Source organism: Neobacillus cucumis, assembly GCF_023715505.1.
Map to the genome: position 1 here is coordinate 155,136 of NZ_JAMBOH010000008.1, position 16,427 is coordinate 171,562.

The following is a 16,427-nucleotide window of genomic DNA, read 5'->3' on the forward strand; positions in this document are numbered from 1 at the left end:
TTAAAAGATATTTAGGAGGAAGTCAAATGAGAAAAGTCTTAAATATTAATTCTAATTGGAAATTTATTAGGCAAGATGAAGAGAATGCACAAGCAGTAAACTTTAATACAGAAAATTGGCAGGAGGTTCAGGTCCCTCACACCTGGAATGCAATTGATGGTGCCAATGGATTTGATTATTATAAAGGTGCCTGCTGGTATCGAAGAGAATTTGTATTAGATGCGTTAGAACAAGGAAATAGAGTATATATTGAGTTTAATGGCTCTAATAGTATTACGGATGTGTATGTGAATGGTCACCATCTTGGACAGCACCGTGGCGGTTACTCGATTTTCCGTTTTGACATTACAGATGTAGTCGATTTTGGTAAAAAGAATATACTCTCAGTCAAAGTTGATAATACCGTTGTCGATGATGTGTATCCACAGATGGCCGATTTCACTTTCTACGGCGGAATTTATCGTGATGTAAATCTTGTTTTTGCAAATTCGATTCACTTTGATTTACTGGATTATGGTTCCAAAGGTGTCTATGTTATTCAAGAAAACGTTTCAAACGAGCGTGCAGTCTTAACGGTCAAATCTAAGGCAGTAAATGACCTGGATATAGAAAAGAAAGTAAGAGTCTGGGCAGATATCTTAGATGCTAATGGTAAAAATGTAGCTTACGGGGCAAAGGATGTTTTTCTAGCAGCAGGAGAGACAACAGAAGTGGAGATTCCTGTTACGATTGAAAATCCTACATTATGGAACGGAAAAAAGAACCCATACCTTTATGAAACGAAGATCTCACTGGTCAGCTTTAACGATACCCTCGATGAAATAACTATCCCATTTGGAGTGAGATACTTCCACGTTGACCCGGAAAATGGTTTCTTTTTAAATGGAGAACCGCTTCGATTGAATGGTGTATCTAGACACCAAGACCGCAAAGACATGGGCTGGGCAATTACGAAAAAAGAACACCTAGAAGATATGGAGCTAATCAAAGAAGTCGGCGCCACATCGATCCGCTTAGCCCACTATCAGCATGACCAGTTCTTCTATGAGCTTTGCGATCAGGAAGGAATGGTCATTTGGGCCGAAATTCCATTTATCTCCGTTATGTCAAAACATGAGTTAGAAGGAATCAATGCCAAGCAGCAAATGACAGAATTAATTCGTCAAAATTTCAATCATCCATCAATTATGTTCTGGGGTATCCAAAATGAAATTCAAATCAGCGGTGAACGTCCAGAGCTTAGAAGACTTGTAAATGAATTAAATGAGCTCACGAAAAAAGAGGATCCAACCCGGTTAACGACCATGGCAAATGTCATGTTTGTACCTGATAAAGATGAATACAATTATGTGACGGATGTCGTCGGCTATAATAAATATTACGGCTGGTACCAAGGAAAAGCCGAAGATTTCGCTGATTGGCTGGACGGTTTCCATAAAACCAACCCGTTAGTGTCTCTAGGTATCTCCGAATATGGCGCAGAAGGAATCCTGCAATATCATACCAATCATCCACAGGTAAAGGATTATTCAGAGGAATATCATGCTCTTTATCATGAAAAAGTATGGGGAATTTTCTCAAAGCGTCCATACCTATGGTCAACGTATGTTTGGAATATGTTTGATTTTGGAGCCAATATCCGCGACGAAGGCGGCGTACAGGGCAGAAATAACAAAGGGTTGATCACATACGACCGCAGAATTAAAAAAGACGCCTTCTACATGTATAAAGCAAACTGGTCTGATGAGAAATTTGTTCACATCACGAGCAAGCGCTACATTGAACGGGCGGATGACCAAATCACCATCAAAGTTTACTCTAACTGTGATGAACTAACTCTTTATGCAAATGGCAAAGGGATTGAAACGAAAACAAGTGACAATCGTGTGTTTGTTTTTGAAAACGTGGAGTTAGAAGAAGGAATCACTGAAATCAAGGTCACTTCCAACCAAGATGGCATCCTTCTAGAGGATACAGCTCGATTCATAAAAGTAGCAGAGCCAAATCCAAGCTATGAAGCTCCGGAAGAGGATAAAGGCGGAGTAGTCGGAAACTGGTTCCAAATGCCAGACATTGAAGATGTCGAAGTAGAAGAGATCGAAATCACCGATGACGTCTATTCTACACGTGATACATTTAAGGCATTAATGGAGAATGAAGAAACAAAGGCGATCCTAGAAAAATACTTAGGCAACTTTACTGAACATCCAATGTACGGAATGGCAGCAGGGATGCAAATCGACTTCATCGCCTCCATGGCCCCAGAACAATTTACCGAAAAAATGATGTACACCTTAAACAAAGAGTTAACAAAAGTTCAAAAATAAGCACAGGGACGGTTCTCATGCTTCGAAAGAAGCATGGGAACCGTCCCCTTGTTTTGCCATCAATTTGTAAATACATCATTTACAGGGCTTACCTTTACGGCACTTAATTTAAATCCAGGCATCCGGCAGACAGGGTCTAATTCTCCACTGATAAGAACATTCACATTTTGTGAATCTGCCCAATGAAATGGAACAAAAACGGTATCTGGACGGATCGTCTCGGAGTATTTGCTTCTGACAGTGATGCTTCCTCTTCGTGATTCAATTTTAACTAAGGTATGGTCTGCAATTTGATAATCCATCGCTGTTGCAGGGTGAATTTCCATATAGGATTCAATATTTCTAGCCGCCAACGCAGGACTTCTCCTGGTCTGTACTCCCGTTAAGTAATGTGACATGACTCTGCCAGTCGTCAGATACAAGGGAAACTCGCTGCCTACTTCTTCCTTTGGAACCACAGGTTTATTGGGAACGACAACCATCTTGGCCTTGCCATCAGGGTGAGCGAAAGAGGTTTCGAACAGCCTTATAGTCCCTTTATGTTCAAGGTCAGGACATGGCCATAGAATACCGCCTTCCTTTCGCAGCCTCTCATAGGTAATTCCATAATAATCGGCTATTCCACCCCGGCTTGCCAATCGCAATTCATTAAAAATTTCTTCTGCAGAGGAAAAAGAAAAGTACTTCTCCTTTCCGAGAGCACGAGCAATATCCACTATGATTTGCCAATCATGCTTCACCTCACCCGGGCATGGGCAGCTCGCTTCTCTTAATGTTACCCTTCCCTCCACATTCGTCATGGTTCCTTCATCCTCTAAATAAGAAGAGGTTGGTAAAATTAAATCTGCGAGTTTAGCTGTTTCCGAAACAAATAAATCCACCGCAACAAGGAATTTTAACTTTTTCAAGGCTTTCTTAACAAAATCAGCATTTGGATTGGAGACAACTGGATTGGAGCACATTAAAAATAGTCCAGTAATTTCTCCTTCATCAATCTTCTCCATTATTTCATAGGCGGAGACCCCTTTTCCTGGCAAATCATCCGGTTCGACTCCCCATACCTTTGCCACATATGATCGATGCTCCTCGTTTTCAATCGATCGATACCCAGGAAGCTGGTCAGCTTTTTGGCCATGCTCTCTTGCCCCTTGGCCGTTTCCTTGCCCTGTAATGGCCCCAAAGCCACAATTCGGCTTTCCTAGCTTGCCAGTAGCAACAAGGAGGTTAAGAAGGTTACGGACAGCGGCTGAACCATCTGTTTGCTGCTCGACTCCTCTCGCAGTAAAAATCATGCCTGTTTCTTCTTTACCGAACTTGATTGCCGCTTTTTGAATCTCGTTTATGGAAACCCCAGTGATGGCTTCTATTTCCCTTAACTCTACTGAAGCTAAATATTCTTTAACCTCATGAAAACCATGAGCACGTTCCTGTATAAATGCCTCATTACTATAATTTTCTTCCACAATGACCTTTAACAGCCCATTTGCTAATGCTGCATCTGTCCCTGGCCTCAATTTTAAATGTAAGTCTGCAAGTTTCGTAGTAGCTGTTTCACGTGGATCAATGGCGATAATAAATGCACCATTTTCCTTTGCTTTTTCAAAATAGGGCATGATCGTCGGCTGACATTCCGCGATATTGGTTCCCGCTAAAATAATACACCGGGTATTTGGAATTTCTGCCAGGCTGTTTGTGAATCCTCTATCCATTCCAAAGGTTTGGCTCGCTGCTGAGGCAGCTGCCGACATACATAACCGGCCATTATAATCGATATACTTTGTCTTTAACGCAACTCGCGCAAATTTACCAAGTAAATACGCTTCTTCGTTCGTAATCGATGCACTCCCATACACGGCTAAGGCATTAAGTCCGTCTTCCTCTTGTATTCTAGTAAATTGAGCTTTTATCCGCTCCAATGCCTGTTCCCATGAGATCCGGACAAATTCGCCATTTACCTTTAACATCGGATATTTTAATCGTTCCTTGTTAAAAGCATGCTGGTAGGCATTCATGCCTTTGACGCATAGACGCCCCTGGGTGGTTGGATTATCCTTGCCAACCGTTTTATATTGTTTTCTTGAAACAACAGCCTGTTCGATTAATTGCATCTTACACTGCATACTACAATAAGGACATTGGGTATTATATACCTTTTCCGTTTGCACTTCCTTTTGCTTTTTTCGGAAGTACTTTAGCATCAATTCCGTCAAGATTCCTCACCTTCGTCCTGTAACTTTTATTATTCGCCTTTATCCTCACCGAAGTAATTCATTAACTTTTACTGGTGATCGCTGTTCACTAAAATACTTTTTCTTACTGACAGTTCTTCGTCCAAGCGCACTAATAATTCCTGGCGAAGCTCTTGATCAAACAATGCTTCTCTTACATGAATTAAGCCTAATCGATCGAGCCATTGCCAAGTTCGTTCCAAGTAATTTGCCGATTCACGATAATACTGAATCAGCCCCATAATGATTTCACAAGCTTCAGCTTCCGTGGGAACAACTGCCAGTAATTGCCCTGCACGTACCATTCTCCCGCTTGAGCCTCCTACATAAATTTCCCAGCCTAATCCCGTTCCAATGATTCCAATATCTTTAGTTGTGGAGCCTGCACCATTATGCATACAGGCAGAGACACCAATTTTTACACGATATGGGGTTTTTAAGGATGCCAATTTCCTTTCAAGAGTAACAGCTAGCTTTAAAGATGGTTGTTTATTACACTGACAAACATGTTCGCCAATGCAAGTCTTGACATTTTGCACCCTATTTCCATATGTGCTGCTTAACGGCATGTTTAAGTCTGCACATATCTCACTTAGCACATCCTTTTTTACATCCATTAAATGAATTCTTTGTTCACTTGTAATAGCAATGTTTTTTACGGCATACTTCTCTGCAACGTTCGCAATGGTACGTAACTGTTCTGCAGAGGTTACACCGCCATACATTTGGGGGATCAGCGTGTACGAACCATTCTCTTGGACGATTACATTCAACCGTTCTTCTTCGAATTGAGGCTCTAGTTTGCTTTCGTACTCTGGATAGATCATTCCTAGGTAATATTCAAGCGCCGGACGACAGGTGCTGCAGCCATTCTTGCTATTCCAATTCAACTGCTCTATTACTTCTTGCGGGGTAGTTAAGCCGAGCAGCTGCATTTCTTGTACCACTTCATCTTCTGTCAGAGAGGTACAGGAGCACATGGATTTCTTCTTAATGATCTCATTACATGCATCGCTCTTTATATAGGCTAACAGCTCCGTGACTAACGGCTTACAGCCGCCACAGGACCCTGATGCCTTCGTGCATTTTTTTACTTGGTCGACGGTAGTCAATCCTTCTTTTTGAACAGCCTCCAAGATTGCACCTTTTGACACCCCATTACAGTTACAAACTATTTCACTAAGAGGCATTGAAGCCATTGATCTGCCTGCCTCGGGTGAAGATTGCAGTAAAGCTGCTTTTTCAAGGTCCGGTACATCCTGTTGTTTGATCATCATATCTAGCAATTTCGTTCGGTCACTGGTATTTCCAAAAAGAACCACACCGTTGATCTTATGGTCTTTAAAGATCACCTTTTTGTAGATTTGATTAACCTCATCATATAGTTTAATTGACTTCGACGAGGGGTCCTCATCTACCTGTCCTGCAGAAAACAGCTCTATACCTGAAATTTTTAATTGTGTTGACAGAACGGAACCCTTATACCCCTGGTCTTCAATGCCACAGATATGCTTAGCTAACACCTGTCCTTGTTCATATAGCGGCTTAACTAATCCATAAACACTTCCGCGATGTTCAACACATTCACCGACGGCATAGATATTCTCGATGTTCGTTTGTAAGAAATCATTCACGAGGATGGCTCGATTTATTTCTATTCCACTTTCCCTGGCTAACTGAACATTCGGCCTAACCCCAGCTGCCATCACCACTAAATCTACATCAAGCTTGGTTCCGTCGGTAAAAATCAGCCCCTCTGCCCGGCTGCTTCCGAACACTTCTTGTGTTTGTTTTTCAAAAAGAAACTTCATTCCTTGGTTCTCCAACTCAGCTTGAAGCATTTTCGCTGCAGTTTGATCTAGTTGCCTATCTAATAAATATTGGCCAATATGGACCACACTTACTTCCATTCCAAGGTTAAGGAGCCCCCTTGCCGCTTCGAGCCCTAACAACCCTCCGCCAATGACAGCAGCTTTTTTAAAATGCCTCGCTGTTTCCATGATTGCCCGGCAGTCTTCAATTGTTCGAAATGCCGTCACCCCTTTTTTTTCTGAACCAGGAATCGGCGGGAGAAAGGGAACGGAGCCAGTCGCGATAATGAGTCGATCATAAAAAATCTCTTGCTTTTTATCTGTAATGACAACCTGTTTTGCGGTATCAATCTTTACAACTGTTTCCCCGGTAAATAGTTTAATTTGTTTTCCTTCATACCAATTACGATCATTTATGGTAATATCCTCAAGCGATGTATCGCCTTGCAGTACAGTGGACAAAAGAATCCGATTATAGTTTACATGTGGCTCACTGCCAAAAATAGTAATTTCAAAAGCTTCAGGATTCAGAGTTACGATCTCCTCAATACAACGTACCCCTGCCATCCCGTTGCCTACTAAGACTAGCTTTTGCTTCCTCATAACAAACCTCCAGTATTGTAAGAGTACATCCTACAGCCATGAATAACGTTTATTATTTCATAAGTTAACGCAATAGAAATCAATCATGTTATATTTCCTGACACAAAAATTTCCATGTTAGAAGACCTTACAGCATTCATGACAAAAAAAATTTGGCAGACTATTCTTACAACATGCAAAAAAAAAAAAAAATTTAGGTGGAGGTCCAATATGAAAAATGAAGCGAATCTGTTCTCATTCTTACTGATACTAGGGAAGGTTATCTTTTCAAAAAAGCCAAATGTCGGCTGGTAATACGTATTTAAAAGCGAAAGCAGTTGGTACCGATTTACTGTACACAAAAGGAGTGAAAGTACTGGTATGAAGTTAGCAGAGTTAAGAAAAAGTGGTCATGCACCATCATTAGTTGCGTCATTTTTATACTTTGATGTTAGTTTTATGATTTGGGTGATATTAGGTGCGCTTGGGGTCTTTATTACAAAGGACTTTGGTCTATCTCCCGCACAAAAAGGACTCATTGTAGGGGTTCCTATTCTTAGTGGTTCATTTTTCCGTCTGATCCTTGGCGTCTTAACAGATCGAATTGGACCGCGCAAAACAGCCATTATTGGGATGCTTGTCACGTTGGTCCCACTCGTTTGGGGATGGTTATTTGGCAAGACATTAACAGAAATTTATTTAATAGGTATCCTTCTTGGGGTAGCGGGGGCAAGCTTTGCAGCAGCCATTCCAATGGCAAGCCGCTGGTATCCTCCTCATTTACAAGGATTAGCGATGGGAATTGCAGGTGCTGGTAACAGTGGAACCCTGTTTGCCACGCTTTTCGGCCCGCGTCTTGCAGAAAATATTGGCTGGCATAATGTAATTGGGTTAGCAATTATTCCTCTCTCAATTGTATTTATCCTTTATATCCTGATGGCTAAAGATGCACCAGAAGAGCCTTCAGCAAAAAAGGCAGGGAAATATTTTACTATTTTTAAACAAAAGGACACCTTGTATTTCTGCCTGCTTTACAGTGTTACCTTTGGAGGATTTGTTGGGTTATCAAGCTTTTTAAGTATCTTTTTTGTAGACCAATATCAATTATCAAAGGTTAGCGCGGGGGATTTTGTAACACTTTGTGTGGCGGCTGGGAGCTTTTTCCGTCCTGTTGGCGGTGCCATTGCCGATAAAATTGGCGGCACTCGTCTTTTGACCTTTTTATTTATAGCGGTCGCCCTATGCATGTTCGGTGTCAGCCAGCTTCCGTCCCTAGCGCTTGTCACCACCTTATTGTTCTTTGGGATGCTATTTTTAGGAATGGGAAATGGAGCCGTCTTTCAGTTAATCCCGCATAGATTTAAAGATGAAATAGGGAGGATCACCGGGATTGTTGGAGCAGCAGGCGGCATCGGCGGATTCTTTGTACCAAATATCCTCGGTACACTTAAACAAATGACCGGAACATACGCACTAGGCTTTTTGGTTTATGCAGGAATTGGATTAGCTGGTTTAATCGTCGTACTCATCGCAAAGCTATCTTGGCAAAAAAGCTGGGTATCGAAGGAAGCTTCTAGACAAATCTAACTTTTCTTTCTCTTTATACCAACTAATCTAAAAGTGTAAAGGGACATTCAAACACAGAATGTCCCTTTACTAAACTAGAATGATTTAAGCAAATCACTAATTACCTCATTTGCAGCCCTTTCTCCCGTTTCAACTGCTCCATTTAAATATCCTGGATACTTAGTCGAAGTATGCTCACCAGCAAAGAAGATATTACCTTCCCGTTCTCCCGGAATACCAGCAAATTTTGTAAATTGACCAACCTTCCAATAGGAATACGCTCCTTTGCTCCATGGATTACTCAACCAGTGATTAACAGTGGATAAGCCATTCCAGTGTATTTCGCTATCAGGCAAAACACACTTTAACTTGTCCAAAAAATCCCTAGTCCTTTCCTTTAATTCCTCCTCAGTAAAGGCCATCTGACCTTCCGCCGTATCTGCACCCGTAAAGTTGACAAGGATTCCCGATCTACCTGGCTGTGCACGAGACGACTCAAATGTCTGCTGATAGCCTGTATCGGAAAATGTTTCTCCGTTATTTCCAAGCCCCCTCCAGAATCGATTCGAAAATTGGACATGAAGTTTCGTATTTACTCCCATTCCCAGCTCCTCAATCGCTGTTTTTTTTAATGGACGAAATCTTGCATTCTCACAATCTATCATCCTTAAAATCCTAAAGGGTACAGTCAGAATTACTTTATCTGCCAAAACTTCAAATTCTTTATCAGCTTCCCGAAAATGCAGTCTTATCTCATTTTGATCATTTTGTTCTATCTTTATTAATTGAGAATTAAATCTAATTTGTCCATTAAGATTTTGGGCTAATAGTTTGGGGAGTTGATCATTACCTCCCCTTATATGAAAGCATTCATCTGAATCTCCGTAAATTTGAAAGCGGTCAGACTGAGCAAATCCTAATAAATAAAGTAGATTTAATGCACTTTGTTGATTGGCATCAGCTCCATTTTCAATCGTATAGGCAACTTCTAATAATTTGCCAAATTTAGAATCGATCCCCCCAGGAACGATTTCATTAATATAATCAGTAACGGACATATGATCCAATTCATATCCGCGTTCTGTGTAACTATTATAAAGTGTCATTTCACCAGCTTCTTTTAAATCGCTTTTTAGTTTAGGAAGAATCTTTATAAAATCCTTTGTTACATCTTCTAAGGAATAAGGACTTCCATTGAAAAAATAAACTGGGGCAGTTCCTGCGGATTCTGCCATCGGTAAATTATCAAGCTTCAAACCTAGTTCTTTTACCAGTTCGAGAATCTCCTTATGATTCGTATCAATGAACTCACCACCACATTCGACAATTTGTTCCTCCTTGAAGAAACCCCGCCTTGTCCAACAACGTCCACCAACCCGCCCCGCTGCTTCATAGACTGTAGATGCAATTCCTGCCTGCTTAAGACGATAGGCACAAGTGAGTCCCGCCAAGCCCGCTCCCACAATAACAATCCTGTGAGGATTTTCCTTATAACTGTTGATGTTAATTATTTGACCGATTTCCTTTCCTGCAGTCATACAATCTTTTACATGGTTAACTACTTGCAGTAATGCTTGTCCAGAACTTTTCTGATTTATCAGCTCATTACTTGCTATTGCAAAACATTTCTGCAAGGTACTTGCCAATAGTGTTCGTGTCAAGAAACCACCCCTTTAGACAAAAATAGACCATACTCATCCTCAATCGATTTACTATCGGACAATAGTAACGATCTTTAATAAAATATGCATGGCATTTTTTTTTGCTATAGGCAGTAGGTGGTTCTGCTTTTTCTGATGAAAACTGACTCCTCCTAGTTAGCAAATGATCAGCTGCCTTATTCCACAGAAATTATAAATTTTACCTTCTAAGCATTTTCACTATGATAATAACCATGGTCCCCCTAAGTCCTTTTTACCCATTCAGAAGTCTCCAATTCATATTTTTAACAAGCAGATATACATATTTGCGATACATTTTCCTTTTATTAATCTATCTTTTATAACTATAAAGAGAAACAACAGAGTGAAATTTTGGTATTATCTTGGTATAATCGAAATAGTCATAAATGCTCTAATAGCTTACTAGATTTTCAATTTAAATAGTTTCAATATTGGAAATACTTAAACTCCTCTAGAGGTGAAGGTCTTGCGTAAAAATAAACTCATCATTGTCAGCAGTTTCATTATTATCATTGCGATAATATTTTCGGGTGTCTACTATTACCAGTCAAACCATTTCAATGCACATATCACGATCAATAACACAAAAGCGGGCGGCCTGACTGCGGAACAAGCATTAAAAAAACTTAAATCAACTGTATTAAAAAACGATGTCTATATTGGAAAAGATCTTATTTTCAATGGTAAGGATACGAAGATGGAATTCACAAGTAAAGACCTTGCTAGTGTGGAGAAATTGTTAAAAAGCCAGCAGACCTTTTGGCCTTCCTCAAAAGAAAAAAACTTTTCCCTACAGCCAGGAAAAGTGGATCTGTATCGAAGTCAAACGATGAAAAAACTTGCAGAGGAAAAGCTCCTTTATATGAATAAAAGCTTATTGGCGCCTAAAGATGCAGAGGTCCGTTTAGAACAGGGCAAAATTGCCGTCTCTAAAAGTGTTGATGGAAAGCAATATGATATCACTCAATTATTAAAGGATTATCAAAAACAGGAATATACAAGTGAAATCTTTTTGAAGCCTGAATACATACAGCCGATCAAAGAGGACAGTCCCATTATAAAAAAAGAAGAGAATAAGCTGAAGGAACTTGTTCAACGTACCGTTGATTATAAAGTTCAAGATAAGGTTTATTCTTTACAAGGCAGTGATCTAATTCAAAACGCAACGGTGACCAAAGATCTGAAGGTTACAATTAACTCAGAAGAAATTAAAAACAAAATTAATGATATTAATGAAGCTCAATCCACATTAAATAAAGATTTCAAATTTAAAACCCACTCAGGGTCAGTCGTGTCAGTAAAAGGTGAATCTTACGGCTGGGCTATTAATGTTACTAAAGAATCAAATAGGGTAAAGGAAGCCTTCGAAAAAGGTGAAAAATCACTTGAGGCAGGGTCTATTTACGGATCTGGCTGGAGTACTTATGGTACTGGCTATCATGCAACAACCAACGATGGGATTGGGAGCACCTATGCTGAGGTGTCCATTAAAGACCAGCGTATTTGGATTTATAAAAATGGGAAATTAGTTTTTACAACCAATGTAGTTACAGGCAGGCATAACACGAACGAAGATACACCACCGGGAGTGTGGTATGTCATGTATAAAGAAACTCCTTCTGTACTTGAGGGAACTAGTGTAGGTCATGGGAATTATTCAGTTAAAGTCCAATATTGGGCACCATTTACACTTAGCGGCTGCGGGTTCCATGATGCCAGCTGGCGGACAAACTGGACAAGTACCGCCTACCTCACCGCAGGATCGGGCGGTTGCGTTAACACACCATCAAGTGTGATGAAAACGGTATATAACCATCTTAGTAAAAATGAACCAGTTGTCGTTTATTAAGGTACTTTTCGTAGGCATTGTTGCTATTGATACTAATAAAAGCTGCTGAATCAGTATTTTCCCCCTATATACTTAAAGGAACTTACGAAAAGATGCCCCGATACAACATGATTACGGGTTTAAAAACTTGTACGAAAAGTAAATTTAGCCTTGTGCCAAACAAAGAAGAGGCAGGAAATCGTTATGAAGATTTCCTGCCTCTTCTTTAAACTATAAACGTTAATGTTTGCTAGAGAATACTAGGATTTAGGGAAAACTTTATTAGACAGACATTCCCCAGCCTAAATCAATGCATGAAAAAGTGATCGAAACAGACTTTACGAAAAGAGCCTTTTGTACAAACTAAAATATAAGGAAATCATGTTCCACGCTTAGGAGGAGCTGATATGAATATTTATAACGCGATTTGGGATGCAGATATGAAAGGCAGCGGAATTCAGCCCATTTTCACGGCCGAAAATGGGGATCGGTCAGAAGGGTACGTTGCCGTTGATAAGGAAATTTGTAATCCTGGACATCGTATTTTTAAGGAAGTACATATACCTGACCGAAAAAGAAGCAGTTATCAATTGATTGAAAATCTGTTTGATAACTATACATTAAATCAAGTAGATAAAGAAAAAAACACACTGAACGAGTCAAAGGAGGTCGAAGAATTTTTAGGAATGGCCATGAATTCTCTTCCTGTCAAGATGGCTAAGAACTTCATTGAGGAAAGGCTAAACATAAAATATGACGAGTCCCAATGGTATACCTATTTATATAATTTATGGTTCCGGCAATTTAATTGGGAAAGTAGCCGCGATTTATCAGGTTTCGAGCATGTTTTTATTGGAGAGCAAAAAGGGAGGAGACTTACAGGCCATCATTTTTGGTATAAATACTGGCTTGAAGACAATGCAAAACTAAACAAACATCATCGGGACCAAATTGATCTGACCAGCATGAATCAAACAGAAATGTCTCCCACACCCCATGTTATTACTGTAGGTTATCATTTAAAGGCCTACGATTATGGAAAAAAACGATTTATTAAAATACTTAAAAAAAGGTCCGCATTTTTTGTCGGGATCAGTGCTGAGGGCCTTTTGGCATTAGGTACCGTCCGGGCTCTAGCTGGTGTGGATGTTCCTGAAGCCATTGTCATTAATGGGACAAAATATAAGCTTGAATTATACATGAGCCCCGATGGCAGCAGCATCCGGACCTTTTATCCTACCTATGTACCGTAATTTTACATCCCACCATTGTAATCCATCGATGACAAGGAAAAACAAGTATCCCCTGGCATAGACGAAAATAGCCTAACTAAAAGAGGCTTATCCCTATGGACAAGCCTCTTGATGATTTCTACAAATTTCTACACTCTACTAAATTCATCTGGGTCAGCGAACATACGCTTATCCTGATTAAGGGCATTAATTTTATCCATATCTTCTTGTGAAAGCTCAAAATCAAAGACATCCGCATTTTCAGCAATTCGGTGAGGCTTAACAGACTTTGGGATCGTCACAACCCCCGTTTGAATATCCCAGCGGATAATCACTTGAGCAGTCGATTTATTGTACTTATTAGCAATCTCAACTAATACCGGTTCATCTAGGAGACCCCCTTGCATTAATGGAGACCAGGCTTCAAGCTGGATTTGATTCTTTTTACAAAAATCATGCAATTCCCTTTGATTAAACCGTGGATGATATTCTACTTGATTGACCATTGGTTTGATTTCACAGTTTGCCATTATATCTTCAAGGTGATGGACCTTAAAATTACTTACTCCAATCGCTCGAACACGGCCAGCCTTATAGAGTTTCTCAAGTGCTCTCCAGGTCTCTACGTATTTACCATGAGATGGAAGAGGCCAGTGAATGAGATAAAGGTCTAAATAATCCAAACCTAATTTTTCCATACTTACATCAAATGCTTTTAATGTCTCTTCATATCCTTGATCGGCATTCCAAAGCTTCGTGGTGATAAATAGCTCTTCACGGGGGATGTTTGATTCAGCAATCGCCTTGCCTACACCTTCTTCATTTTTATAAACAGCTGCAGTATCGATGCTTCGATAGCCAGCTTCAAGAGCCGTCTTAACTGAATTTACAACTTCTTCTCCGTCTTTTACTAGAAACACACCTAAGCCAACCCATGGCATTTTCACACCATTATGTAATGTCGTGGTACTTTTTAGACTAGAAATCATAGACTCCCTCTCCTTCATAAACGATTAATTTTTAAGAAATTTAGATTTAAAGCTTTACGTAATCTCTCCACTTATGGACAGGCTGCCAATTCAACAGCCTTTTTGCCTTTTCATTGTTTAATAATGGTGCGAAGCCTGATAAGTCTTTGCGGAAATCCTTTACATCCGGATAGCAAATTTCCATGAGTTGTGTGCTTTCCATATCCATACTTGTTTCATCGGCGCCAATATTTAGAGCAACAGAACCAAGTCCGTCTGTCTCGATAGCTAACCGGTAAGCGGTCGCAGCGTCTCTCGTATCAATATAGCTCCAAAGAATGGTTTTACGTTGTTCCGGGTCGTGAATAAAACCAGGGAAATTATTATACATCTCTGGAGAAATAACATTTCCTAATCGAAACGAAACTACCTGCATACCTGTTCTTCGGTGAATCATATCCGCGGTCTTCTCATTAACGATTTTGGACAACCCATAGCTTTCTTCCGGCAATTGTGGATGCTCCTCATCGATTGGTACATATTGGGGCTGTAAATTTTGTTTAGAAAAACAAATGCCATATGACGATTCACTTGAAGAAATGACAGCCTTTTTGATTCCTAAATTCCCTGCCGCTTCTAAAATGTTATAAGTGGACATGACATTATTTTCAAAGGTCACTTCATTTGGGTGTGAGTAAGCAACAGGAATCGCTGCAAGATGTACAACTGCATCAGCGCCAGCCAATACCCCATATACCTCACCTAGATTGGTCAAATCGGTAATAACTGTCCGACAAAGTGCTTGTTTGGGATACTTTATATCTGCATTCACAGTATCATACCCATGGTTCAAGAATTCTTTTATGACATCCGCTCCCAGAAGTCCACTTCCACCTGTTATGACTACTTTTTTCATGTCTACTCCTCCAGTTATGATTGGCTTCGCATACTGTTATTGACAATTCTTTGTTTATCGCATAAACTAAGTATAGTATATAACAGGAGATTTTCAAGTAAAATGTCTTAACTTTATTGTTCTATATAAAACGCTACCTATTTTTATACATTACTAAAATATATTAAAATCTTAACTAGTAAGGAGATCAACAAGTGGAAAAAATCGTAAAACCCAATACACCATTAGTGGAACATATGTATACAGCCGACCCTTCCGCCCATGTATTTGAAGGTAAAATTTATATTTATCCTTCTCATGACCTTGATCATGATGAACCTTCGACTCACGAAGGGGAACACTATTCAATGGAAGATTACCATGTCCTATCGATAGATGATTTTGAATCTCCTTGTGTGGACCACGGGGAGGCGCTTCATGTTAAGGATGTCCTATGGGCAAAGAAACAGATGTGGGCACCAGATGCAGCATATAAAAACAATAAATATTATTTATTTTTCCCTGCTAAGGATACAAATGATATTTTCAGAATTGGGGTCGCTACAAGTTCAAAACCTGCCGGTCCTTTCACACCAGAAAAAGATTACATTCCCGGTAGCTTTAGCATTGACCCGGCCGTTTTAGTAGATGATGATGATAAGGCCTATATGTATTTTGGCGGACTTTGGGGAGGGCAATTAGAGAAATGGCGGACAGGCGCTTTTCTTCCTGATGGGGAAGGTCCGGCCGATTTAGAACCTGCTTTAGGACCAATGGCAGCGGAATTAAGTGAAGATATGCTTACCTTTAAATCCAAACCTCAGGAAATTTTGATTGTGGATGAAGAGGGAAATCCAATCCTAGCTGGTGATGAGTCAAGAAGATACTTTGAAGGCCCATGGGTCCATAAATACAAGGGAATTTACTATCTTTCTTATTCTACTGGTACCACGCATACAATTGCATATGCCATGAGTAAAAATCCTCAGGGACCATTTGTTTACAAAGGAACTATTCTTACCCCTGTAATAGGATGGACCACCCATCATTCGATTGTTCAATTTAAGGATAAATGGTATTTATTTTATCATGATTGCTCTTTATCCGATGGCGTCGACCACAAGCGCTGCGTTAAATATACTCAATTAAATTATAACGAGGATGGTACCATCCAAACGATAGACCCCTATAAGGGATCAAAATGATAGATCAGGTATTCCTTTAAACATTGTCATAAGCGTAAGTAAAAAAAGGCCAACTCCTTGGAGTTGGCCTTTCGCATTTGGCACACCGGTGACTTTGTTTAAT

10 protein-coding genes are annotated in these 16,427 nt (G+C 40.0%); 5 read left to right on the forward strand and 5 right to left on the reverse strand.

The window, feature by feature from the left end:
• Positions 1 to 26: 26 nt before the first annotated feature.
• Positions 27 to 2,327, forward strand: a complete 2,301-nt coding sequence (locus tag M3226_RS14010; protein WP_251566348.1) for a glycoside hydrolase family 2 protein — start codon at positions 27 to 29, stop codon at positions 2,325 to 2,327.
• A gap of 59 nt (positions 2,328 to 2,386) precedes the next feature.
• Here the strand turns inward: M3226_RS14010 and nasC are convergent, their stop codons facing one another.
• Positions 2,387 to 4,537 carry an assimilatory nitrate reductase catalytic subunit NasC gene (gene nasC, locus M3226_RS14015; protein ID WP_251566349.1) on the reverse strand — a complete coding sequence of 717 codons (2,151 nt, stop codon included), beginning with the start codon at positions 4,535 to 4,537 and terminating at the stop codon, positions 2,387 to 2,389.
• Positions 4,538 to 4,605: 68 nt separating this feature from the next.
• A complete protein-coding gene (gene nirB, locus M3226_RS14020; protein WP_251566350.1) occupies positions 4,606 to 6,969 on the reverse strand; it encodes a nitrite reductase large subunit NirB in 2,364 nt (787 codons plus the stop codon).
• Positions 6,970 to 7,329: 360 nt separating this feature from the next.
• Here nirB and M3226_RS14025 point away from each other — a divergent pair, with 360 nt between their 5' ends.
• The gene (locus M3226_RS14025) at positions 7,330 to 8,535 is read left to right on the forward strand and encodes an MFS transporter (RefSeq protein ID WP_251566351.1); all 1,206 of its coding nucleotides are present in this window, start codon (positions 7,330 to 7,332) and stop codon (positions 8,533 to 8,535) included.
• Between the two features lie 74 nt (positions 8,536 to 8,609).
• On the opposite strand, the gene M3226_RS14030 is transcribed toward M3226_RS14025, so the two are convergent.
• Positions 8,610 to 10,175: a flavin monoamine oxidase family protein gene (locus tag M3226_RS14030; protein WP_251566352.1), complete on the reverse strand. Its 1,566-nt coding sequence runs from the start codon at positions 10,173 to 10,175 to the stop codon at positions 8,610 to 8,612.
• 487 nt (positions 10,176 to 10,662) lie between these two features.
• Between M3226_RS14030 and M3226_RS14035 the strand changes: the two genes are divergently transcribed.
• Together M3226_RS14035 and M3226_RS14040 are read left to right on the forward strand one after the other, a co-directional pair.
• On the forward strand, positions 10,663 to 12,045 hold the full coding sequence (locus M3226_RS14035) for a L,D-transpeptidase family protein (protein WP_251566353.1): 1,383 nt from the start codon (positions 10,663 to 10,665) through the stop codon (positions 12,043 to 12,045).
• 386 nt (positions 12,046 to 12,431) lie between these two features.
• Positions 12,432 to 13,277 carry a hypothetical protein gene (locus tag M3226_RS14040; protein WP_251566354.1) on the forward strand — a complete coding sequence of 282 codons (846 nt, stop codon included), beginning with the start codon at positions 12,432 to 12,434 and terminating at the stop codon, positions 13,275 to 13,277.
• Positions 13,278 to 13,405: 128 nt separating this feature from the next.
• Here M3226_RS14040 and M3226_RS14045 read toward each other — a convergent pair whose 3' ends face one another.
• Positions 13,406 to 14,245 (reverse strand): aldo/keto reductase, encoded by an 840-nt coding sequence (locus M3226_RS14045; RefSeq protein ID WP_251566355.1) that lies wholly within the window; start codon positions 14,243 to 14,245, stop codon positions 13,406 to 13,408.
• 46 nt (positions 14,246 to 14,291) lie between these two features.
• On the reverse strand, positions 14,292 to 15,140 hold the full coding sequence (locus M3226_RS14050; RefSeq protein ID WP_251566356.1) for an NAD-dependent epimerase/dehydratase family protein: 849 nt from the start codon (positions 15,138 to 15,140) through the stop codon (positions 14,292 to 14,294).
• A gap of 194 nt (positions 15,141 to 15,334) precedes the next feature.
• On the opposite strand from M3226_RS14050, the gene M3226_RS14055 reads away from it, so the two are divergent.
• Positions 15,335 to 16,324: a glycoside hydrolase family 43 protein gene (locus M3226_RS14055; RefSeq protein ID WP_251566357.1), complete on the forward strand. Its 990-nt coding sequence runs from the start codon at positions 15,335 to 15,337 to the stop codon at positions 16,322 to 16,324.
• Positions 16,325 to 16,427 lie beyond the last annotated feature (103 nt).